This window comes from Sphingomonas sp. KC8 (genome assembly GCF_002151445.1).
Lineage (GTDB): Bacteria > Pseudomonadota > Alphaproteobacteria > Sphingomonadales > Sphingomonadaceae > Sphingomonas_E.
Genome location: NZ_CP016306.1, coordinates 4072005 through 4093391, shown reverse-complemented (window position 1 = coordinate 4093391; position 21387 = coordinate 4072005). Strand labels below are relative to the sequence as shown.

The window sequence follows — 21387 nt, the reverse complement described above, 5'->3', positions numbered from 1 at the left end:
CCACACCCACCGCCGGCACGCGTGGAGAACGAAAGCACCCTCATCCCACCCCCGGCCCCGGCGTCCGCAAATCCAGCGTCATCGGAAATTCGCCGGATCGTTCGGGCAGCGGCATCGCCACCGTCCCCGGCGTATGGCCATGCGGCTGAAACCGCGCCTTGCGCCGTGCTTCGGCTTCATAATCGTTGATCGGCGCCACATCATAGGTCCGCCCGCCGGGATGGGCGACATGGTAGACGCAACCGCCCAGCGATCGGCCGTTCCAGCGATCCAGCACATCGAATGTCAGCGGCGCATTGGCCGGCAGGCGCGGATGCAGGCAATTGGCCGGTTCCCACGCTTTATAGCGCACCCCGCCCACCATCTGGCCCGGCGTGGCCGTCCCCACCGGCACCATCGGCACGGCACGGCCGTTTACCGCCACCACATGGCGGCCCGGCACCAGCCCGGTCGCCTTCACCTGCAATCGTTCGGTCGAACTGTCGACATGGCGCACCGTGCCGCCGATCGCCCCGGTTTCGCCCAGCACGTGCCACGGTTCCAGCGCGTGCGACACTTCCAAGGTCACGCCACCGGCCATCACGCTGCCATGCACCGGAAAGCGGAACTGGCGCTGCGCTTCGAACCAGGCCGGGTCGAAATCATATCCGGCGGCGCGCAGATCCCCCAGCACATCGCTGAAATCCGCCCACACGAAATGCGGCAGCATGAACCGATCGTGCAGCGCCGTGCCCCAGCGCACGAACCCGCCCTGCTGCGGTTCGCGCCACAGCCACGCGATCAGCGCGCGCATCAGCAATTGCTGCGCCAGGCTCATCTTCGGTTCGGGCGGCATTTCGAACCCGCGAAACTCCACCAAACCCAGCCGCCCGGTCGGTCCGTCGGGCGAAAACAGCTTGTCGATGCAGATTTCGGTGCGGTGGGTGTTGCCGGTCACGTCCACCAGCAGGTTGCGGAACAATCGATCGACCACCCATGGCGCGGGCGCCGCCCCCTCACCCGGCATCGGCACCTGCGCCAGCGCGATTTCCAATTCGTACAGCCCGTCATGCCGCGCCTCGTCGATCCGCGGCGCCTGGCTCGTCGGGCCGATGAACAGGCCGGAAAACAGATAGGACAGCGATGGGTGGCGCTGCCAGTACAGGACAAGGCTTTTCAACAGGTCCGGCCGGCGGATGAACGGGCTGTCGTTCACCGATTGGCCACCGAACACCAGATGGTTGCCGCCGCCCGTGCCCACCGATCGCCCGTCGACCATGAACTTGTCCGCCGTCAGGCCGCATTCGCGCGCCGTCTGGTAAAGCGTTTCGGTCAGGTCCACGGCGTCGCGCCACGACGCCACCGGCTGCACGTTCACCTCGATCACGCCGGGATCGGGCGTGACCTTCAGCACCAGCAGGCGCGGATCGGGTGGCGGCGGATAGCCTTCGATACGCACGGGCGTTTGCAGCGCCTCAGCCGTCGCCTCCACCGCCGTGATCAGGTCCAGATAATCTTCCAGCGCCTCTACCGGCGGGATGAACACCGCCAGATGGCCGTCCCGCGCCTCCACGGTGATCGCGGTGCGCACCGCCCCTTCGATGATCTTCTGTTCGACGCGATCCTGCGCAGGGTGGCCGTCGGGCGCATCGCCCACCCGCTCCACCCGCTGCTGGCGATAATCGGGCAGCGGTTCGCGCGGCTCGCCGGTGTCGCGCGCATGGATATAGGGGTAATCGGATGGCGGCACATATGGCAGCGCCCCCAGCGGCAGGCGGTATCCCAGCGCGGAATCGCCCGGCACCACGAACAATGGGCCACGCCGCGTCCGCCACCGTTCGCTTCGCCAGCCGCGCCTGCTGGCGCGCGGGGTGCCCGGCATTTGCGCCGCCTGCCAGCGTTGTATCGGCAACACATAGCCGGCGGGCTGCGACAGCCCACGCTGGAACGCCTTCACCATCCGCGCACGCGCTTCGGGGTCGTCGATCTTCGGATCGGCCGGATCCACATTGTCGGGCAGCGCCGCTTCCTTCACCGCCCACTCCAGCCCGTCTTCATATGCGGGCTGAACATTCCGGCCGTCTATTTCCAGATATTCAGATAGTAAAATCAAGAAGTTATGCGCCGATCCTTCAGCCATTTCTCCGCCAATGGCGGCGATCAATCCGGCATCCCGCCAAACCGGCACCCCATCAGCCCGCCAATAGATCGAATAGCCCCAGCGCGGCAGGCTTTCCCCCGGATACCATTTGCCCTGCCCGTGGTGAATCAGCCCTCCCGGCGTAAACTTGTCCCTCAACCTGCGGATCAGCCGGTCGGCAAAGCCCGCCTTGGTCGGCCCCACCGCATCGGCGTTCCACTCGGCCGCCTCGCTGTCGCCCGCCGCCACGAAGGTCGGCTCGCCGCCCATCGTCAGCCGCACATCCTGCGCGATCAGGTCCACATCCACTTGCTCGCCCAGCCGGTCCAGCGCGGCCCAGCGTTCGGGCGTGAACGGCGCCGTGATCCGCACCGCTTCGGCGATCCGCTGCACGCCCACCTCGAAATGGAAGTCCGTCTCCGCCCGGCCCAGCAACGCGCCCTCGATCGGCGTGGCGGATCGGTAGTGCGGTGTCGCCGCCAGCGGGATATGCCCCTCGCCCGCGAACATCCCCGATGTCGCATCCAGCGCCACCCAGCCGGCCCCGGGCACATAGGCTTCGGCCCAGGCGTGCAGGTCCACCACATCTTCGGCCACCCCCGCCGGCCCGTCGATCGCCACGACATCCGGCCGCAACTGGATCGAATAGCCCGATACGAAACGCGCAGCCAAACCCAGCCGCCGCAGCAGTTGCACCATCAGCCATGCACTGTCGCGGCACGATCCGGTGCCGATCGTCAGTGTCTCCTCGGGCGTCTGCACCCCCGGCTCCAGCCGGATGACATAGCCCACCTTGCCCTGCACCGCCCGGTTCACATCCACCAGAAAATCGATCGTCCGCGCATCCGCGTCGGCGAACTCCGCAACAAGCCGTTCGAATAAGGCGCCTTGCGGCTCGACATCGAAATAGGCGGCCAGGTCCGCCCGCAGGGCCGGGGCATAAGTGAACGGCCGCCGCTCGGCATAATCTTCCACGAAGAAATCGAACGGGTTCACCACCACCAGATCGGCGATCAGGTCCACCGTCACCGAAAACTCCTCCACCTTTTCGGGGAAGGTTATTCGCGCCAGCCAGTTGCCGTGGGGATCCTGCTGCCAGTTGATGAAATGATTTTCGGGTGCAATCCGCAGCGAATAATTGTTCACCGCCGTCCGGCTGTGCGGCGCCGGCCGCAATCGGATCACCTGCGGGCCCAACTGGACCGGCCGGTCATAACGGTAGGAGGTAATGTGATGCACTGCCGCCTGGATCATGAAGGGAGTGGATCACATTCCCTTGTGCAGCGCAACATTCTCCTCGATCCGGTATCGCGCTTGTGCACGGTCACGGTTCAATCACCGAAAATGATGCGCTAAGGCAGGGTCATGACATCCGATCCCTTTGCCCTGTTCGACAGCTGGTTCATCGAAGCACGCGCCAGCGAGCCGAACGACGCCAACGCCATGGCCATCGCCACGGTTGCGCCCGATGGCCAGCCATCGCTGCGGATGGTGCTGCTGAAAGGGCATGATCCGCGCGGCTTCGTATTTTATACCAATCTCGAAAGCCGCAAGGCGGGCGAACTTGGGACGACGCCGCGCGCAGCCTTGCTCTTCCACTGGAAATCGCTGCGCCGCCAGATTCGTATCGAAGGGACCGTGGAACGGGTGAGCGATGCGGAAGGCGACGCCTATTTCGCCACGCGCAGCCGCGATTCGCAGCTTGGTGCGTGGGCGTCCGATCAATCCCGCCCTTTGCCGGACCGCGCCACGTTCGAAGCGCGATATGAAGCAATGGTCGCGCGCTTCGCCGGGCAGGATGTCCCCCGGCCACCGCACTGGTCCGGCTTTCGCGTGGTGCCCGATCGCATCGAATTCTGGCAGGATCGCGCCCACCGCCTGCACGAACGCAACCTCTACGTCCGCGATGGGAACGATTGGACGACGGGCATGCTGTACCCATGAGCCGCACGATCCCGCTTGCCCAGCGGGCTGCCCTTGCCAGCGTCGCGACGGCCTGTCTGCTGCTCGCGCTGAAATCCTATGCGGCGTTCCAGACGGGCTCGGTCGCCATGCTCGGTTCGCTTGCCGATACCGGGCTGGATCTGGTCGCATCGCTTGTCACCCTGTGGGGCGTCCACGTCGCGGCCACGCCAGCCGACGACAATCACCGTTTCGGCCACGGCAAGGCCGAGGCGCTGGCCGCCCTGTTCCAGGTCGCGCTGATCACGCTTTCGGCCGCCGGCATCGGGTGGCAGGCCGTGACACGGCTGATGCATGGCGGCAGTACGGCGCATGCCGAATATGGCATCGGCGTGTCGATCATCGCGTTGATCCTCACCTTTGCCCTGATCGCCTATCAACGCCATGTCGTGCGCCAGACCGGCAGCCTCGCCATCCGCGCCGACAATGTACATTACCAGTCGGATCTGCTGCTCAACGGATCGGTGATCGTGGCCATCATACTCGATCAATATCTGGGCTTCAGCGGGGCCGATCCGGTATTCGGCGTGCTGATCGCATTGTGGCTGGCGTGGGGTGCATGGGGATCGGCCGTCACCGCGATCCACCAGTTGATGGACAAGGAATGGCCCGAGGAGCGGCGCCAGAAGTTTCTGATGGTCGCCGCTCGCCACCCCGAACTGCGCGGCATTCACGATCTGCGCACCCGCACGAGCGGCGCGCATGATTTCGTCCAGTTCCATGTCGATGTCGCGCCGGACATGACGGTGGCCGATGCGCATCGCGTGATGGAAGAAGTGGAAGCACGGCTCGCCGAAGACTTTCCCGGCGTGGAAATCCTGATTCATCCGGACCCACAGGGATATGTCCGCCCCGGTGATCGCGCCTGAATAAAATGGCGCGGCGCCCCTTCCCCGCAAGGAAAGGGACGCCACAATCAGCCGAGGCTTTTTGATGCCTGTTCGAACACGTCCTTTGACAGCCCCGGCGTCGCCAGCACGCGTTCCAGTTCCGCCCTCATCAGGCCCGCCCGCGCCGTATCGAACCGCCGCCAGCGGCCAAGCGGCGGTATCAGCTTGGCCGCAGTCTGCGGGTTGAGCTTGTCCACCGCCAGCACGAAATCGGCAAGGAAGCGGTAACCGCGCCCGGATGCCGCGTTGAAATGCTTCTGGTTCATCGAAAACGCCCCGACCAGCGATCGGATGCGATTGGGATTGGTCAGCGTGAAATCGGGGTGCCTGGCCAGCGCCTCGACCACCTCGATGGTGTCGTCGCGCGTGGAAAAGGCCTGCGTGCTGAACCATTTGTCTATGACGAGACCGTTGTCGCGATAGCGATCATAGAACATCTGCAACGCTTCGGCCCGTTCCGCCCACGCGCTGTTGGCAAGCGTGCCGAGCGCGCCCTGTCGATCGGTCATGTTGTCGGCGTCGCGGAACTGGCGGAACGCAATCACCGACGCATCCTCCGCGCCGCTCGCCGCCATATAGCCCAGCGCCACCGTCTTCAGCCGCCGAAGCCCCTTTGCCGCCGGATTATAGTCATACCGATTGGCGTGGGTCTTGGCATAAGAGGCGCGCCATTCGTCCTCCAGTTCCTGCCCCAATTCCTGCCGCAACGCTTCGCGCGCGGCGTGGATCGCATCGGGATCGACCACCGCCATCTGATCACCGATGAAAGATTCGCTGGGAAGCAGCACCGCTTCGGCGATGAACGCCGCATCAAGCGCGGAATTGCACACCGTTTCGCGCACCGCGTCGATCACGGCGCGATGGTCCGGCTTGCCGGTTGCAACCGCGCCGACCAGCGTGTTGACCATCAGTTGCTGCATCGCTTCGTAGCGGGCGAAGGGATCATTATCCTGCGCCGACAGGAAGGCGAGGTCCGCCGACGACCGATCGGTTTCCACGATCACCGGGGCGGAAAAGCCGCGGTTGATCGACAAGATCGGCCGTTCGCCAATCCCTTCGAACAATATTTCCTGATGTGCGCCCGCCAGCATCACCAGCCGTTCGCCACCGAAAATCTGCCCGGTCACTTCGCCATACAGCGCAACGCGCAGCGGCACCGGCATCGGCTGCTTGTCCGGCTGGCCGGGGGTTGGCGGCACCATCTGTTCCAGGGTCAGCCGCGCCTGTCCGCCGGCCGGTTCATGCACCAGCGATGCCTTGATCCGGGGCGTTCCCGCCTGCGAATACCATAGCCGGAACTGGCCGAGATCGACGCCCGAGGCATCCTCCATCGCGGTCACGAAATCCTCGCAGGTCGCCGCCTGCCCGTCATGCCGATCGAAATAGAGGTCGGACCCTGCACGGAACTTGTCCGGCCCCAGCATCGTGTGGAGCATCCGGATCACTTCGGCGCCCTTGTTGTAGATCGTCGCCGTATAGAAGTTCGATATCTCCATATAGCTTTCGGGCCGGATCGGGTGCGCCAGCGGCCCCGAATCCTCGGGGAATTGCGCCGCGCGCAACGTCCGCACATCCTCGATCCGCTTGACCGCGGCCGACCCCTGATCCGCCGAAAAACTCTGGTCGCGAAAGACGGTGAAGCCTTCCTTCAGTGACAGCTGGAACCAATCGCGGCAGGTGACCCGGTTACCCGACCAGTTGTGGAAATATTCGTGCGCGACGACGCCGGCCACGCCATCATAGTCCACGTCCGTCGCGGTATCGGGGTCCGCCAGAATATAGCGAGAGTTGAATATGTTAAGGCTCTTGTTTTCCATCGCGCCGAAGTTGAAATCGGCCACCGCGACGATGTTGAATTCGCCCAGATCATATTCGCGGCCATAGACTTTTTCGTCCCACGCCATCGATGCCTTCAGCGCCGCCATGGCATGTTCGGTCTTGGGCAGGTCCTGCGGGGCCACCCAGATGGCAAGGTCCACCGGCTTGCCCGATCGGGTGGTGAAACTGTCGCGATTGGCCTGCAGATCGGCCGCGACCAGCGCGAACAAATAGGTCGGTTTGAAGAACGGATCGCGCCATTCGGCCCAATGCTTGCCATCCGCCAGATCACCCCCGCCGGTGCGATCGCCGTTGGACAGCAGCACCGGAAAACGCGCCTTGTCCGCCTCCATCCGCACCACATAACGGCTCAGCACATCGGGCCGATCCGGGAAGAAGGTGATGCGGCGAAAGCCTTCCGGCTCGCACTGCGTGCACAGCATCCCGCCCGAAGCATATAGCCCCATCAACTGCGAATTGGCTTCGGGCGCGATCGCCACTTCGGTTTCGATGGTGTGCGCATCGCCCGGCAGGTCGATTAGCAGGGTCGCGCCGTCCATCCGCCACGCATCCGCCTGCGGTTCGCCGTCGATCCGCACCGCAACCGGGATCAGCCCATCGCCGTCGAGCTTCAGCGGATGCCGGTGCCCGCCATTGCGCTGAACGGACAGCTTCGCGCGCACCCGCGTCGCGGCAGCATCCAGATCGAAATGCAGTTCGACATCGGGCACCAGCCATTCCGGCGGCCGATAATCTTCGCGGTGGATGACAGGCGGCGGGGCCGCAGCGGCATTTTGAGCGTCAAGCATGGCCATGGTGTACGCTCCCGATTCGGCGGATGCCAGTCAGTTGAGAGTATCCGTGGTGTCTTCGCGCATCTACAAGTACGGCATGTCCCGTATCCTGATATTCGGCCCCGGCTACACGGCGGGCCGCATCGCCAGCGCGCTGGCAGGCGAAGGCTGGCGCGTCGTCCCCGTTACCCGCGACGCGATGGACGATCACGCTGCGATCGCAGCCGAAATTGCCGCCGCGACGCATATCCTGTCCTCGGTGCCGCCTGCCGGCGACGCCGATCCGGTGCTTGTCCGTTATGGCGCGCTCCTCGCCACCGCGCCCGCACGCTGGATCGGCTATCTGTCTTCCACCGGCGTCTATGGCGATGCCGGCGGCGCGTGGGTCGATGAAAGCGCGCCAACCGGCAGCGGGCGGCGCTCGGCCCGCACCCGCGCCGATGCCGATTGGCTTGCCCTCCACGCACAGGCGCGCGTGTTTCGCCTGCCCGGCATCTACGGCCCCGGCCGCTCCGCCCTCGATCGCGTGGCGCAAGGGGCCGCCCACCGCATCGTCTTGCCCGGCCAGATCTTCAGCCGGATCCATGTCGACGATATCACCGCCGCCGTCATCGCCAGCATCCGGTGCGGCCCACCCGGCGCATACAATATCGCCGATGATCGCCCCGCCGGCCAGAATGCGGTGATCGAATATGCCTGCGATCTTCTGGGCCTGCCCCCGCCGCCATTGCAGACGCTGGACGAAGCCCGGCTATCCCCGGCGGCGCGCGCTTTTTATGCCGAAAATCGCCGCGTGGCCAACGGCAAGGCCAGGCGGTTGCTCGGCTGGCAGCCGCTCTATCCGGATTATCGCGCCGGGCTGCGTGCCCTCAATGCGATCACCAGCCCGGCCAGGGTCAGCAACCCGCCCGCCGCCGCCAGCACGCTCCAGCGATAGCCTTCGAACATCGTCGACAGGCCCATCGCCAGCACGGGGATCACCACGCTCGAATACGCCGCCCGCGCCGGCCCGATCGCGCGGACCACGCCGAAATATAAGGGGAAGGTCAAAGCCGATCCGATCACCCCAAGGTAGAGGATGCCGGCGGTATATTCCGGTCGCGAATCGAAGCTGGGCGGCCCGACCGTCACAAACCCCAGCAGCGCATTGGCCAATGCGCCCAGCGCCATGCCCCACGCCAGCACTGCCACCATCGGCTGGCGCTTGGCCGCTTCGGCCCCCTGAACGACATTCGCGGTGGAAGCCGAAAGGACACCGAGCAGGGTGAAACCGATCCCCAGCGCCACCGCATCGCGGCCCGCCGGCCCCGCCGCCAGTTCATGGACGAACAGCAATGCGATGCCGGCGCCCGCGACGGCCGACCCCGCGATGAAACGCCAGGACAGCCCCTGCCCGAGAAAAATCCTCCCGAACACGGCGTTGGGTACGACAAGCAGCGCAAACACGACCGCCACCAGCCCCGACGTGACATAATGTTCGGCGCGATAGACGAAGTTGAAATTGAACACGAACTGGGTGAGGCCGACGACCGCCGCGATCAGCCAGCCCTCGCGCGTCAGCCGCAACGGCTTTCGTGTCGCCAGAGCATAGATGAACATCGTCACCGCGCCGACACCGAAACGATAGGCGACGGACCATGTTGGCGGAACAACCGCCAGCTGATCGCGGATGACCAGCCAGGTCGAACTCCAGATCAGGGTGACGATCAGCAGCGGCAGGAACACACGCGCCTGCGCGGTGGAATGCAACGGGGCTTCACTCATAATGCGGCAAGGGCCTTCGCCAGCGCGGCAACCTCGTGCTCGGGCTGGCTCCACGACGTTACGAAACGCGCCTCGTTTGGCGCCCAGTCGTAAAAATCGAAACCCTGCGCCCGCAACTGCGCGGCTTCGTCCGCCGTTATCGCCAGGAAAATCTCGTTGGTCTGAACCGGATGAACCAGCCGGCCAGCGCCGGCCGCAGCCGCAATCCGCGTCGCCGCCTGATTAGCCGCCGCCCCGTTGCGCAGCCACAGATCATCGGCCAGCATCGCGTGGATCTGGGCCGCCAGATAGCGCCCCTTGGACAGCAGATGCCCCGCACGCTTGCGCCGGATCGCCACATCGGCGGCCAGTTCCGGCTTGAAGAAGATCAGGGCCTCGGCCGACATCCCGCCATTTTTGACGAAACCGAAACTCAGCACATCGACACCAGCCCGCCATGTCAGGTCGGCGGGCGAACATCCCAGATGCGCCACCGCATTGGCGAAACGCGCGCCATCCATATGCAGCCCAAATCCGCGCGCCCGCGCCAACGCGCCGATCGCCGCCACCTCATCGGGCGTATAGACCAGCCCATATTCGGTGGCGTTGGTGATCGATATCGCCGCCGGCTGCACGCGGTGGACATCGTTGGCGATCAGATCGATCACCGCCGTGATCGACGCCGGGCTCAGTTTTGCCCCCTCGCCTTCTGCTGCCAACAATTTGGCGCCATGGGTGAAAAATTCCGGCGCGCCCGCCTCGTCATTGTTGATGTGCGCATCGCGATGACAGACGATCCCGCGCCATGGCGGGCACAAGGCCCCCAGCGCAAGCGCGTTCGCCGCCGTTCCTGTCGACACCCACAAGGCGGCGACACGCGTTTCAAACAGGGTGGAAAAGGCATCATCCAGTCCCCGGCTCAGCGAATCGCCATCATATGCGGTGTCGACGACATTGGCCGCCGCCATTGCCGCCAGCACGGAATCCGCAACCGGCGCGGCGTTGTCGGAAAAGAAGCGCATGCCATGCCTTTCGACGGAGACAGCTAGCCGGTCAATCGGGCTTCTGTCGCTTAGCATCTGTCAATTACGAATTTTCCGACAGATTAGTGCCATGTTCACTATGTTTGACTTGCAGGACGGGCTATCGGGCGGTTTCGGCTCGCATCGTGCAGTCCGGACAGGCCAGGAACCCATGTACGCAGCGCGACCAGAGAATGAGCCGCCATCGCACACCAGCCTTTTCGCCGATATCGGCAATATGCTGGTGACGAACGGGCTCGATCCGTCACCGGCCCATTACGAACTGCTCTATCGATATTTCACGGCTGGCGACGCGCTGCTCGTGGCGGCGGTGAACGATGCGATCCGCCAGCATGGCGTGTTGACGGCGGCCATGGCCGCCACGATCGCGGCCCAGCGGCGTACCGAATTGTCGGCGACGGAATTGGGCCGCATGGCCGATGAAGCCCAGCGCCGGCTCGGATCGCTGGCGTCCATCGTCGATCGGTCCGGCCAGGACGCCCGCGATTATGGCGATGCCCTGGCGCGCAACGTCGATGCCCTCGAATCAGGTCCTCGTTCCGAAGCGCTGGTCGCCCTGATGTCGCTTACCCGGTCGATGATCGACAAGACGCGCAGCGCACGCGAGGAATTGCAGCGCACGGCCGGAGAAATTTCCGTGCTCAGGGAAAATCTCGCCGAAGCGCGCAAGACCGCCGAAACCGACGCGCTGACCGGCCTGCCCAATCGCCGTGCGCTGGATATCAAGATGCGGATGGCCTTCGAAGCCGCCCGCGAACAGGGCAAGCCGCTGTCGATCGCCATTTGCGACATCGATGCCTTCAAGGCGATCAATGATCTTCACGGCCATCAGCTTGGCGACAAGGTGATCCGGTTCATTGCGGGGTCCCTGTCGCGCCATGCTTCCGACCGGCTTTATGTCGCCCGCTATGGCGGCGAAGAATTTGTGATGCTGTTCGAAGACATGTCGGTGCAGGCCGCCGCCGATCTGATCGACGGCATCCGCAACGAGATCGCCTCGCGCGAATTCAAGGTTGCGGAAACCGGTCGCCCGATTGGCCGGCTTACCTTTTCCGCCGGCGTCGCGGCGATGGACGGCCGCAAGGGGCCGGCCGCCACGCTCAAAAGTGCCGACACCGCCCTCTACCGCGCCAAGAACGAAGGTCGGAACCGGGTGTGCATCGCCGAATAAGCGCAAGGTTAAACGGTCGTTAGCCAGTGACGCCTATAATGTCCTCGCGGCCGGACCGCCGTGAAGTTGGGGGACAAGATGAAACTGGAAATCGATGAAGATGTCTTCGCGCCGTCACAGGCGCAAAATCCGGCGTTCCACGAACAGCGCCGCCACGGCCGGCACCGCGTGATGCTGTCCGCCAAGCTCCACACCGCGCAGGGCGCCTCGACCGCCGTCCTGCTCGATCTTTCCGAAGGCGGCGCGCTGGTCGCCTGCCCCATGCCGCTTGCCCAGGGCACCCACGTCGTGCTCACGCGCGGCCGGCTTCAGGCCCATGCCGTCATCGCGCGCGTCCAGGGCCGGCGCTTCGGCCTGACATTCGATGAACCGCTCGCCCCGGCCATGGTGACGGACGTCGTGACCCCGGTTGCGCGCTGGGCCAACTGAAACCCATAGGCCGCACCCCGAAAATTCGCCTTGGCGGCTGCGGCCGGAATCTCCTCCGCTGCCGCCGCCCGGGCGCGCCATATCGCACGATCCGTCGAAAGCTGGCCCCGTCAATCTCTGCCATGGTTGATCGCCGCCCACTCATTCCCTAGACGGGCCGGCGAATCCCCACTCCCCAGAGAAAGCGGACACTCCATGGCCAAAATCACCGTGAAGACCCCGATCGTCGAACTCGACGGCGATGAAATGACCCGGATCATTTGGCAATGGATCCGTGAACGCCTCATCCTGCCCTATCTCGACCTCAAGATCGAATATTACGACCTGTCCGTGCAGAAGCGCGACGAGACGGGCGACCAGATCACCATCGACAGCGCCAAGGCGATCCAGAAGTATGGCGTCGGCGTGAAGTGCGCCACGATCACGCCGGACGAAGCCCGCGTCGAAGAATTCAGCCTCAAGAAGATGTGGAAGTCGCCGAACGGCACGATCCGCAACATCCTGGGCGGCGTCGTGTTCCGCGAACCGATCGTCATCAAGAACGTTCCCAGGCTCGTTCCGGGCTGGACCGATCCGATCGTCGTCGGCCGTCACGCTTTTGGTGATCAGTACCGCGCGACCGATTTCAAGGTGCCCGGCCCCGGCAAGCTGCGTCTCGTCTGGGAAGGCGACAATGGCGAAAAGATCGATGAGGAAGTGTTCCACTTCCCGTCGGCCGGTGTCGCCATGGGCATGTACAATCTCGACGATTCGATCCGCGATTTCGCCCGCGCCAGCATGAATTATGCGCTCGATCGCAAGTGGCCGCTGTACCTGTCGACCAAGAACACCATCCTCAAGGCCTATGACGGCCGCTTCAAGGATCTGTTCGAAGAAGTGTTCCAGGCCGAATTCGCGGACAAGTTCAAGGCCGCCGAAATCGTCTACGAACACCGCCTGATCGACGACATGGTCGCGTCCGCGCTCAAGTGGAGCGGCAAGTTCGTCTGGGCCTGCAAGAATTATGACGGCGACGTCCAGTCGGACACCGTGGCGCAGGGCTTTGGTTCGCTCGGCCTGATGACGTCGGTGCTGATGTCGCCGGACGGCAAGACGATCGAAGCGGAAGCCGCCCACGGCACCGTCACCCGCCACTATCGCATGCACGAACAGGGCAAGGCGACGTCGACCAACCCGATCGCGTCGATCTTCGCCTGGACGCAGGGCCTGCAGTTCCGTGGCAAGTTCGATGGCACGCCGGATGTGGTGAAGTTCGCCGAAACGCTCGAACGCGTCTGCATCGAGACGGTCGAAAAGGGCCACATGACCAAGGATCTCGCGATCCTGATCGGCCCGGATCAGCCCTGGATGACGACCGAACAGTTCTTCGAAGCGATCCGCGTCAACCTCGAAACCGAAATGGCGAACTGGAACTAAGCCAGTTCGAAACGAAAACCCCCGCCGGTCAGCCTGACTGGCGGGGGTTTTTCATATGCAACGAAGGCCAGGTTAACGCCCGGCCTTCGTTGCATCAATCAATCATGGCCGGTATGTCCGCCATGGCCGGCATGGTCATCGGCCGGGGCCTTTTCAGGGGCCGCCTTGCCATGATCCTTGCCATGATCCTTACCGTGGCCCTTATGCTTGTCGCAGCAGGCGGCCTTGCCGCCATCGGCCTTTTTCTCGCAGCAGGCGCCGGGCTTGCCGTCTTTTCCCGGCTGGCAGCAATCTTCCGCCGCATAAGCCAGGGTTGGCACCGCAAAGCCCATCGTCAGCGCGAGGGCGATCGTCTTCAGTTTCATGATAATCTCCATATCCTGCTTAAATTTCCCGGATGACTGGCCCGGCAGGACGTGGTGGGGGTATCGATGGCTGGATAACGAATCCGGCCAATGGCTGAATGGCCGACATGATCGGCGCAACCGGATCCATCGCAATATTTGCGGCCGCAATCAGGTGATCGGGCGTCGCGGGCGCGCACGCCATCATGCAGATCTTGGCACCGGCGACGGGCTTGGTTTCATTCGGGGTGCCGCCGTGACACGCCATCCCCTCATCCATGATCGCGGCCTGATCGACCGGCATCGCCATTGCCGGAGCACATCCCGGCCCGACACGCGCCACCAAAAGCACCGCGGCAATCGTCAGGGCTAGGAAGCGGCCGAATGGCATGGCAGGCTTTGTATGGTCACCGCGCGACATCGGCAAGCACGCGCCGATCGTTGCGGACTTGACGCCGAAACCTTTTCGAACGAGTATCCGAATGTGATTCGAGAAATATCCACCCAACGCCGCGCGATCGGCCGCCCTCGCTTGCTCACTCGCGACATGGTGATCGACGCCGCGATCGAAATCGGGCTGGCGGCGATCAGCATGAAACGCCTTGCTGAACATCTCGGTGTCGGCACTGCCACGCTTTATCAATATGTTGGCAGCCGGGACGAGCTATTGAAGCTCGCTGCGGCGCGCCAGGTGTCGTCCCTCGATATGGAGGAGACGGACGATCTGCACTGGTCGAAGTTTCTCGTGATCTTCGCCCAGGCGATCCAGGAACAACTCGTCCAGCAGCCGCAAATCATCGTCCAGTTCATCGATGCCGGGCTTGGGCCGGAAGTCGAACTCGAAGTGGCGGAGCGATTCCTGCAGGCGATGGTGGCGCGTGGCTTCACCCCGGAAGAAGCGCTCAACATCCAGATGCACATCGGCGCGCTGGCGATCGCCGGCGCCGTTGCAATTTGCCGCGAACGCGCCAGCCGCGCGCGGGGGCGTTCGTCCACCGCGCGGGTGCAGGCCGCCCTCACCCATTACGCACCGGAAGAACTGCCGCTGATCCGCCGCCACGCGGAACATTATTCTACCGAGGCTGAAACCATGCTCGCCAGGGTGATTGCCCCCCTGATCGAACGGATCGCCCGTGAGCGCGGAGAAGAATTGCCCGGGGACTGACGCATTCACCGCCCCTGCCCCGGCCAAAAGATCAAAAACGATAAGATCATAAGAGAGGACGAAAGGCATATGCAGGATTTCAAGGACAAGGTTGCGGTCGTAACCGGCGCCGCCAGCGGTGTCGGCAAGCAGGTCGCCCTGCGCCTTGCCAGGGCTGGGGCAAAGGTCGTGCTGGCCGATATCGAACCGGTCGCGCTGGATGCGGCCGTGGCCGAAGTAAACGCAGCCGGCGGCACCGCGATCGGCCACATCACCGATGTGTCACGCCGCGAAGCCGTCGATGCGCTGCGCGATCGCACGCTGGCCGAATTTGGCAAGGTGCACATCGTCATCAACAATGCCGGTGTCGGCGGCGGCGGCGGCCCCACCATCTGGGACACGCCGGAAAAGGCCTATCGCTGGGCGATGGACGTCAACTTCTTCGGTCCCTTGAACGGCATCCTTTCGTTCATGCCGTCGCTGCTGGCCCACGGCGAAGACGCGTTGATGGCGTCCACCTCGTCGGGTGCCGGCATCGTTTTCCCGCCGACCGGCGCGGCCTATTCATCGTCGAAGGCGGCGCTGATCGCCCTGATGGAAGTGCTGGCCTATCAGCTGCAATTCTCCGGCACCAAGGTTCGTGCCGCGATCCTGTTCCCCGGGCCGCATGTGGTGGACACCAACCTGTTCAGTTCGCACCGCAACCTGCAGAAAGAATATGATGATCCGGCCATCGCGTCGGGCGCCGGCATCAACAATGTCGATGAATTTCAGGCGGCGATGAAGATGATGATCGGCCATGAAGTGCCGCTCACCCAGCCCGAGGATTTCGCCGAGGAGGTCTATCAGTCGATCCTGCGCGACGATTTCTACATCCTGCCGCTGACCGACAAGACCAAGGATGCGATCCGCAAGCGCTACGACGACATGATCGAACGTCGCCAGCCTGCCATCCCGGATATGCTGTAAGGAGTTCGGAACGATGAACCAATATGCTCCCGTGGTGGAAGCCAACGCCTATCAGGACGTGTTCGACCGGCTGAACGCGCTCACCCCCGCGCTCGCCCGCACCACCGCCGCCGAACGCGCCGCCAAGCTGCGTGCGCTCTATCAGGCGGTTTACGATCTGCGCGCCGAAATCGGCCAGGCCGGGCTTGATGAGCTGGGCATGGATGGCAAGCTCCACCTGATCCCCTTGAAGGGCGAAATCGATTTCTTCTGCGAACGGCTGGAAAGCTGGATGGGCAATGAAGCAGTCGAAGACGTGCCCGCGCTGCAAGGGCGCAAGGCCTATGTCCATTGGGAACCCAAGGGCGTGGTGCTGCATCTGTCGACCTGGAACTCGCCGGTCCTGATCAGCCTGTCGCCACTGATCAGCATGATCGCTGCGGGCAATGCGGTGGTGCTGAAACCCTCCGAAGTAGCGCCTTTGTCCGCCGAGATGGTGCGGCAGGTGATCGAGAAGGCTGGCCTCGCCAACGAAGTCGCCGTCATCACCGGCGGCCCCGAAGTCGCCGGCGCGCTCCTGAAGCTGCCGTTCAACCATATCTGCTATGTCGGCAACAACCGCGTAGGCCGGCTGGTGATGGAGGCCGCCGCGCAGCATTTTGCCGGCGTGACGCTCGAAATGGGCGGCAAGAACCCCGCCGTCATCGAACGCGACGTCGATATCGAAGATGCCGCCTCGAAGATCGCCTTCGTCCGCCATCTCATCGCCGGCCAGGTCTGCCTGTGCCCGGATTATCTGATGGTCCATGAAAGCGTGAAGGACGCCTATGTCGATACGTTGAAGGCCAAGATCAACGCCTTCTACAACCCGGCCGGCGAAGGCTTCCAGGCTTCGGCCGATCTGCCGCGCATCATCAATGAACGGCACACCCTGCGGATCAAGGCGCTGATCGACGATGCCGTCGGCAAGGGCGCCCGCGTCCTGATGGGTGGCGAGGTCGATCCGGCGGCCCGTTTCGTATCGCCCACCATCCTCGACAATGTGACCGAGGATATGGAAATCTTCCAGGAAGAGGTGTTCGGCCCGGTCCTGACCGTCCACGGCTTCTCCACCCGCGAAGAAGCCGCCCGCGAAATCGCCAAGCGGCCCAAGCCGCTCGGCCTCTATGTCTTCACGCAGGATCGTGAAACCGCCGACTGGTACATCGAAAACACCCGTTCGGGCACGGCGGCGGTGAACAATGCCGCCATCCAGGCCAATATCGCGACACTGCCCTTCGGGGGATCGAACCACAGCGGCATCGGCCGGCTGGGTGGCAAGGCCGGTTTCCAGGAATTTTCCAACGGCCGCGCGGTCGTCGAAGATGCGCTGGATCCGTCACAGGGCGCGATGATGTTCTACCCGCCCTTCCCGCCGGAAGCCGCGATGTTCATCGAACATCTGCTCACGCCGGACACCTGAAAATGATCCGTCGCCCCGGCCACGCGCCGGGGCGGCCATCCTCTGCTATGCAGGAGGTTTTAATGGCAACTGTTCTCGACAAGCATACGGAACCCGCCGTCGCAGCCCCAAAAGCGCGCCCCGCGAGTGAAATCCCGGTGGTCCCAGGAATCCCATTTCTGGGCAATACCCTCGAAATGGCCAAGGATCCAGCCGCATTCTTCCTTCGCTGCTACCGCGAATATGGCCCGGTTTACCGGATCAAGGTGTTCGGCCGCGAATCCATCGTCATCGCCGGCCCCGAATCCGCCACCTTCATGACGACGCGCGAAGGCCGCGATTCCCTGCGCTCGAAGGAGTTCTGGGAAGGGCTGATCAATGAATATGGCGCGACGGAAACGATCACGTCGGTCGATGGCGAACGCCATATGCGCCTGCGGACGATGATGCGCGAAGGCTTCTCACGCGAAGCAGCCCAGGGCCAATATGATAATCTGCGCGACATCACCGATCGCGCGCTCGGCCGGCGCTGGGATGTCGGCACCAGCGTGCCGGTGGTCGAAGGCATGCAATATATGGTCGTCGAACAGCTCGGCATGCTCATGACCGGGCAGGCCCCGCTGGAATATGTGACCGACATCCGTTTCGCGATCCTCACGATCCTGAACGTGCTGGTCACGCGCCAGCGGCCCAAGATCATGCTGTACGATCCGCGTTTCAAAAAGGCGCGCAAACGGGTCGAAGAACTTGGCCACACGATGATCGCCGATTTCCAGCGCCGCGATGCCGAAGGCACGGCGCCGAAGAATCTGATCGCCGACATCATCCGCACCAACCGCGTCGACAAGGATCTGATGCCGGATCAGAATCTGATCCTTACCGTCACCGGCCCCTATGTCGCGGGGCTGGATACCGCGGCCAACACCATGGCCGCGTGCATTTACGGCATTCTCAAAAACCCCGAAACGCTGGCCCGCGTTCAGGCCGAAGCGGACGAACTGTTCACCAAGGAAACGCTGACGGAGGACGATATCCGCCGCCTGCCCGTCATCAACGGCGCGTGCATGGAAGCGATGCGGCTGTGGCCGATCGCCGTTGCCCAGATGCGCACCGCGACGCGCGATTTCGAATTTGCCGGCTACATCATCCCCGAAAACGAAATGATGTATATCGGCACCAGCGTGCCGCACTTCATGGAAGAATTTTTCCCTGACGTGAACAAGTTCGACGTCGATCGCTACCAGCGGCCGCGCGCCGAACATCTCCAGAAGGGGGCCTATTCACCCTTCGGCCGCGGCCCGCACAGCTGCCTTGGCCAGGGGCTGGCCGAAGTGCTGATGGCGATGAGCATTGCGCGCATCTTCCACCGGTTCGAACTCGCGCTGCCGACGCCGAACTATGTGCTCAAGACCAAAACATCGCCCACCCCGGGGCCGGCGATGGACTTTGCCGTCCGGGTTGTCCGCGAACGCCATCCCAGCGCCGTGTGACGCCCCTCCCCTCTCCCGCATGGCGCGGGAGGGGGGAACTCACCTCAGGCGATCGGCGTGCCAGCGCAGATGATCGTCCATGAAGGTCGCGATGAAATAATAGCTGTGGTCGTAGCCCGGCTGCATCCGCAGCGTCAGTGGAATGCCGGCGGCAGAACAGGCCTCCGCCAGCAATTCGGGCTTCAGCTGGGTTTCAAGGAAAGTATCCGCCGTCCCCTGGTCGACCAGCAGGTCCGCCACGCGGGCGCCATCGGCGATCAATGCGGTCGCATCATAATTCCGCCACGCCCCACGGTCCTGGCCGATATAACCGGTCAGCGCCTTTTCGCCCCAGGGGCAGCGCAGCGGCGATGCAATCGGCGCGAAGGCGGAGATGCTGCGATAGGCAGCCGGATTGCGCAGCGCGATCGTTAGCGCGCCATGCCCGCCCATCGAATGGCCCATGATCGCCTGGGCGCCCATATCCGCCGGAAAATGCGCCGCGATCAGTGCGGGCAGTTCGCGTTCGATATAGCTGCGCATGCGATAATGGGCGGCAAATGGCGCTTCGGTGGCGTCGACATAGAAACCCGCGCCCAATCCGAAATCATAGGCCGCATCGGCATCGTCGGGCACGCCTTCGCCACGCGGGCTGGTATCCGGCGCCACGAAGATCAGGCCCAGTTCCGCGCAAGCGCGTCGATATTCGCCCTTTTCGGTGACGTTGGCATGGGTGCAGGTCAGCCCCGACAGATACCAGACGACTGGCAACCTTGCCCCCGCTTCGGCTTGTGGCGGCAGGTAGACCGAAAATGTCATGTCCGTCCCGGTTTCCGCCGAAGCATGCCGGTACACACCCTGCACCCCGCCGAAACTGCGATTGCTGGAAATGGTTTCGATCGTCATCGCGCCTGCGCCCCATCACTCGTCCGCCGCGCCGACCGTTCGGTCGCGGCCCCGCAATATGGCTCCCTATCCGCTTATCCGTCCGCGCGCACCACCTAGCCAGGCCGGTGCCAAGGCAATATGCGTTGCCGCAGTAATTTTCCGGGAGGAGTGCACCGATGAAGACCCGCGCCGCCGTTGCGTTTGAGGCGAAGAAGCCGCTGGAAATCGTTGAGGTCGATCTCGAAGGTCCGAAGGCCGGCGAAGTGCTGGTGGAAATCATGGCGACGGGCATCTGCCACACCGACGCCTACACGCTCGACGGCCTGGACAGCGAAGGGATATTCCCGTCGATCCTGGGCCATGAAGGCGCCGGGATCGTGCGCGAGGTGGGACCGGGGGTTACCTCGGTCGTGCCAGGCGATCATGTCATCCCGCTCTACACCCCCGAATGCCGCCAGTGTAAATCATGCCTCAGCGGCAAGACCAACCTGTGCACCGCGATCCGCGCGACCCAGGGCAAAGGGCTGATGCCCGATGGCACGAGCCGGTTCAGCTACAAGGGCCAGCCGATCTTCCATTATATGGGCTGTTCGACCTTCTCGAACTTCACCGTCCTGCCTGAAATCGCGGTGGCGAAGATCCGCGAGGACGCGCCGTTCGACAAGAGCTGCTACATCGGCTGCGGGGTAACGACGGGCGTCGGCGCGGTGGTGAAGACGGCCAAGGTGACGCCGGGATCGAACGTCATCGTCTTCGGCCTTGGCGGCATCGGCCTCAACGTCATCCAGGGCGCGAAGATGGTGGGCGCCGACAAGATCATCGGTGTCGATATCAACGATTCCAAGGAGGATTGGGGCCGCAAATTCGGGATGACCGATTTCGTGAACCCCACCAAGGTATCCGGCGATCTGGTCGCGCATCTCGTCGCACTGACGGACGGCGGCGCCGACTATACGTTCGATTGCACCGGCAACACGCAGGTCATGCGCACCGCGCTGGAGGCCTGCCACCGTGGCTGGGGTGAATCGATCATCATCGGGGTTGCCGAAGCCGGCAAGGAAATCAGCACGCGGCCCTTCCAGCTTGTCACCGGCCGGGTGTGGAAGGGATCGGCATTCGGCGGCGCCAAGGGCCGCACCGACGTGCCGAAAATCGTCGACTGGTATATGAACGGCAAGATCGAGATCGACCCGATGATCACCCATGTGCTGAGCCTGGAAGAGATCAACAAGGGCTTCGACCTGATGCACGCCGGCGAGAGCATCCGCTCCGTCGTCGTGTTCTGATAACGATAAGGGAGAGGATGCCATGTTTTCGCATGTGATGGTCGGCACGAACGACATCGACAAATCGAAGACCTTCTACGATGCCGTGCTGGGCGCCCTCGGCGCGAAGCCCGGTTTCACCGACGATAAGGGCCGTGTGATCTACATGCACAATGGCGCGCTGTTCATGATCACCAAACCGATCGACGGCCAGCCGGCAACCCCTGCCAATGGCGGCACGATCGGCTTTGCGGCCACATCGTCCGACCAGGCCGATGCCTGGCACGCCGCCGGTATCACCCATGGCGGCACCACTTGCGAAGACCCGCCCGGCTATCGCGAAGGCGGGTTTGGCAAGCTCTATCTCGCTTATCTGCGGGATCCGGCGGGCAACAAGCTTTGCGCACTGTACCGCCCGGCATAATCGGCGGATCAGGCTCCGGCTCACGCCGGGGCCTGTATTGGCGGCAGCGGAAATCGAATAAGTGATCGCAATGATTTGA

The 21387-nt window shown here is 63.6% G+C and carries 19 protein-coding genes; 12 read left to right on the top strand and 7 right to left on the bottom strand.

What is annotated here, in order from left to right; all coding sequences use genetic code 11:
* Window positions 1–40: 40 nt before the first annotated feature.
* The gene (locus KC8_RS19575) at window positions 41–3373 is read right to left on the bottom strand and encodes a transglutaminase family protein (protein WP_010124820.1); all 3333 of its coding nucleotides are present in this window, start codon (window positions 3371–3373) and stop codon (window positions 41–43) included.
* A gap of 111 nt (window positions 3374–3484) precedes the next feature.
* On the opposite strand from KC8_RS19575, the gene pdxH reads away from it, so the two are divergent.
* Both pdxH and KC8_RS19565 read left to right on the top strand, forming a co-directional pair.
* A complete protein-coding gene (pdxH, locus tag KC8_RS19570; RefSeq protein WP_010124819.1) occupies window positions 3485–4063 on the top strand; it encodes a pyridoxamine 5'-phosphate oxidase in 579 nt (192 codons plus the stop codon).
* A complete protein-coding gene (locus KC8_RS19565; RefSeq protein WP_010124818.1) occupies window positions 4060–4950 on the top strand; it encodes a cation diffusion facilitator family transporter in 891 nt (296 codons plus the stop codon). Before pdxH ends, KC8_RS19565 begins: the two co-directional genes overlap by 4 nt.
* A gap of 47 nt (window positions 4951–4997) precedes the next feature.
* Here the strand turns inward: KC8_RS19565 and pepN are convergent, their stop codons facing one another.
* Window positions 4998–7598 carry an aminopeptidase N gene (gene pepN / locus KC8_RS19560; protein ID WP_086495694.1) on the bottom strand — a complete coding sequence of 867 codons (2601 nt, stop codon included), beginning with the start codon at window positions 7596–7598 and terminating at the stop codon, window positions 4998–5000.
* 82 nt (window positions 7599–7680) lie between these two features.
* Here pepN and KC8_RS19555 point away from each other — a divergent pair, with 82 nt between their 5' ends.
* Entirely contained in the window at window positions 7681–8520 is an 840-nt protein-coding gene (locus tag KC8_RS19555; protein WP_010125973.1) for an epimerase, read from the top strand.
* On the opposite strand, the gene KC8_RS19550 is transcribed toward KC8_RS19555, so the two are convergent.
* Window positions 8430–9347, bottom strand: a complete 918-nt coding sequence (locus KC8_RS19550) for a DMT family transporter (protein WP_010125975.1) — start codon at window positions 9345–9347, stop codon at window positions 8430–8432. The genes KC8_RS19555 and KC8_RS19550 overlap by 91 nt on opposite strands.
* Window positions 9344–10348, bottom strand: coding sequence for a threonine aldolase family protein (locus KC8_RS19545; RefSeq protein ID WP_010125976.1), 1005 nt, complete (start codon window positions 10346–10348; stop codon window positions 9344–9346). The genes KC8_RS19550 and KC8_RS19545 overlap by 4 nt, the downstream gene beginning before the upstream one ends.
* Window positions 10349–10439: 91 nt before the next feature.
* Between KC8_RS19545 and KC8_RS19540 the strand changes: the two genes are divergently transcribed.
* The 3 genes from KC8_RS19540 (at window position 10440) to KC8_RS19530 (ending at window position 13385) form a co-directional block, all read left to right on the top strand.
* A complete protein-coding gene (locus KC8_RS19540) occupies window positions 10440–11540 on the top strand; it encodes a GGDEF domain-containing protein (protein ID WP_010125977.1) in 1101 nt (366 codons plus the stop codon).
* 78 nt (window positions 11541–11618) lie between these two features.
* Entirely contained in the window at window positions 11619–11969 is a 351-nt protein-coding gene (locus KC8_RS19535) for a PilZ domain-containing protein (RefSeq protein ID WP_138956700.1), read from the top strand.
* A 195-nt stretch (window positions 11970–12164) separates the two neighbouring features.
* Window positions 12165–13385 carry an NADP-dependent isocitrate dehydrogenase gene (locus KC8_RS19530; protein ID WP_010125979.1) on the top strand — a complete coding sequence of 407 codons (1221 nt, stop codon included), beginning with the start codon at window positions 12165–12167 and terminating at the stop codon, window positions 13383–13385.
* Between the two features lie 98 nt (window positions 13386–13483).
* Here the strand turns inward: KC8_RS19530 and KC8_RS19525 are convergent, their stop codons facing one another.
* Both KC8_RS19525 and KC8_RS20455 read right to left on the bottom strand, forming a co-directional pair.
* Window positions 13484–13750: a hypothetical protein gene (locus tag KC8_RS19525; protein ID WP_138956701.1), complete on the bottom strand. Its 267-nt coding sequence runs from the start codon at window positions 13748–13750 to the stop codon at window positions 13484–13486.
* Between the two features lie 19 nt (window positions 13751–13769).
* A complete protein-coding gene (locus KC8_RS20455; RefSeq protein WP_232455590.1) occupies window positions 13770–14342 on the bottom strand; it encodes a hypothetical protein in 573 nt (190 codons plus the stop codon).
* Between KC8_RS20455 and KC8_RS19515 the strand changes: the two genes are divergently transcribed.
* From KC8_RS19515 to KC8_RS19500, 4 genes are all read left to right on the top strand, one after another.
* Complete coding sequence (locus KC8_RS19515; RefSeq protein ID WP_232455589.1) at window positions 14322–14894, top strand: TetR/AcrR family transcriptional regulator C-terminal domain-containing protein; 573 nt, start codon at window positions 14322–14324, stop codon at window positions 14892–14894. The genes KC8_RS20455 and KC8_RS19515 overlap by 21 nt on opposite strands.
* 69 nt (window positions 14895–14963) lie before the next feature.
* Window positions 14964–15842 carry an SDR family NAD(P)-dependent oxidoreductase gene (locus KC8_RS19510; protein WP_010125984.1) on the top strand — a complete coding sequence of 293 codons (879 nt, stop codon included), beginning with the start codon at window positions 14964–14966 and terminating at the stop codon, window positions 15840–15842.
* A gap of 13 nt (window positions 15843–15855) precedes the next feature.
* A complete protein-coding gene (locus KC8_RS19505) occupies window positions 15856–17283 on the top strand; it encodes an aldehyde dehydrogenase family protein (protein ID WP_029624592.1) in 1428 nt (475 codons plus the stop codon).
* A 2-nt stretch (window positions 17284–17285) separates the two neighbouring features.
* Window positions 17286–18752: a cytochrome P450 gene (locus tag KC8_RS19500; RefSeq protein ID WP_335696224.1), complete on the top strand. Its 1467-nt coding sequence runs from the start codon at window positions 17286–17288 to the stop codon at window positions 18750–18752.
* 39 nt (window positions 18753–18791) lie between these two features.
* Here KC8_RS19500 and fghA read toward each other — a convergent pair whose 3' ends face one another.
* A complete protein-coding gene (gene fghA / locus KC8_RS19495) occupies window positions 18792–19637 on the bottom strand; it encodes an S-formylglutathione hydrolase (protein ID WP_010125987.1) in 846 nt (281 codons plus the stop codon).
* A 158-nt stretch (window positions 19638–19795) separates the two neighbouring features.
* Here fghA and KC8_RS19490 point away from each other — a divergent pair, with 158 nt between their 5' ends.
* Window positions 19796–20905 carry an S-(hydroxymethyl)glutathione dehydrogenase/class III alcohol dehydrogenase gene (locus KC8_RS19490; protein WP_010125988.1) on the top strand — a complete coding sequence of 370 codons (1110 nt, stop codon included), beginning with the start codon at window positions 19796–19798 and terminating at the stop codon, window positions 20903–20905.
* Window positions 20906–20927: 22 nt separating this feature from the next.
* Window positions 20928–21308, top strand: coding sequence for a VOC family protein (locus KC8_RS19485; RefSeq protein WP_010125989.1), 381 nt, complete (start codon window positions 20928–20930; stop codon window positions 21306–21308).
* The last annotated feature ends 79 nt before the right edge of the window (window positions 21309–21387 follow it).

Bases quoted from the DNA above. Each gene is read 5' to 3' on its own strand.
- KC8_RS19555 (WP_010125973.1), top strand. From the start codon at position 7,681: ATGTCCCGTATCCTGATATTCGGCCCCGGCTACACGGCGGGCCGCATC.
- KC8_RS19540 (WP_010125977.1), top strand. From the start codon at position 10,440: ATGTTCACTATGTTTGACTTGCAGGACGGGCTATCGGGCGGTTTCGGC.
- KC8_RS19505 (WP_029624592.1), top strand. From the start codon at position 15,856: ATGAACCAATATGCTCCCGTGGTGGAAGCCAACGCCTATCAGGACGTG.
- KC8_RS19565 (WP_010124818.1), top strand. From the start codon at position 4,060: ATGAGCCGCACGATCCCGCTTGCCCAGCGGGCTGCCCTTGCCAGCGTC.
- KC8_RS19575 (WP_010124820.1), bottom strand. From the start codon at position 3,373: ATGATCCAGGCGGCAGTGCATCACATTACCTCCTACCGTTATGACCGG.
- KC8_RS19485 (WP_010125989.1), top strand. From the start codon at position 20,928: ATGTTTTCGCATGTGATGGTCGGCACGAACGACATCGACAAATCGAAG.
- KC8_RS19530 (WP_010125979.1), top strand. From the start codon at position 12,165: ATGGCCAAAATCACCGTGAAGACCCCGATCGTCGAACTCGACGGCGAT.
- KC8_RS19550 (WP_010125975.1), bottom strand. From the start codon at position 9,347: ATGAGTGAAGCCCCGTTGCATTCCACCGCGCAGGCGCGTGTGTTCCTG.
- pepN (WP_086495694.1), bottom strand. From the start codon at position 7,598: ATGCTTGACGCTCAAAATGCCGCTGCGGCCCCGCCGCCTGTCATCCAC.
- KC8_RS20455 (WP_232455590.1), bottom strand. From the start codon at position 14,342: ATGTTCAGCAAGGCGTTTCATGCTGATCGCCGCCAGCCCGATTTCGAT.
- pdxH (WP_010124819.1), top strand. From the start codon at position 3,485: ATGACATCCGATCCCTTTGCCCTGTTCGACAGCTGGTTCATCGAAGCA.
- KC8_RS19525 (WP_138956701.1), bottom strand. From the start codon at position 13,750: ATGAAACTGAAGACGATCGCCCTCGCGCTGACGATGGGCTTTGCGGTG.
- KC8_RS19535 (WP_138956700.1), top strand. From the start codon at position 11,619: ATGAAACTGGAAATCGATGAAGATGTCTTCGCGCCGTCACAGGCGCAA.
- KC8_RS19515 (WP_232455589.1), top strand. From the start codon at position 14,322: ATGAAACGCCTTGCTGAACATCTCGGTGTCGGCACTGCCACGCTTTAT.
- KC8_RS19545 (WP_010125976.1), bottom strand. From the start codon at position 10,348: ATGCGCTTCTTTTCCGACAACGCCGCGCCGGTTGCGGATTCCGTGCTG.
- KC8_RS19500 (WP_335696224.1), top strand. From the start codon at position 17,286: ATGATCCGTCGCCCCGGCCACGCGCCGGGGCGGCCATCCTCTGCTATG.
- fghA (WP_010125987.1), bottom strand. From the start codon at position 19,637: ATGACGATCGAAACCATTTCCAGCAATCGCAGTTTCGGCGGGGTGCAG.
- KC8_RS19510 (WP_010125984.1), top strand. From the start codon at position 14,964: ATGCAGGATTTCAAGGACAAGGTTGCGGTCGTAACCGGCGCCGCCAGC.
- KC8_RS19490 (WP_010125988.1), top strand. From the start codon at position 19,796: ATGAAGACCCGCGCCGCCGTTGCGTTTGAGGCGAAGAAGCCGCTGGAA.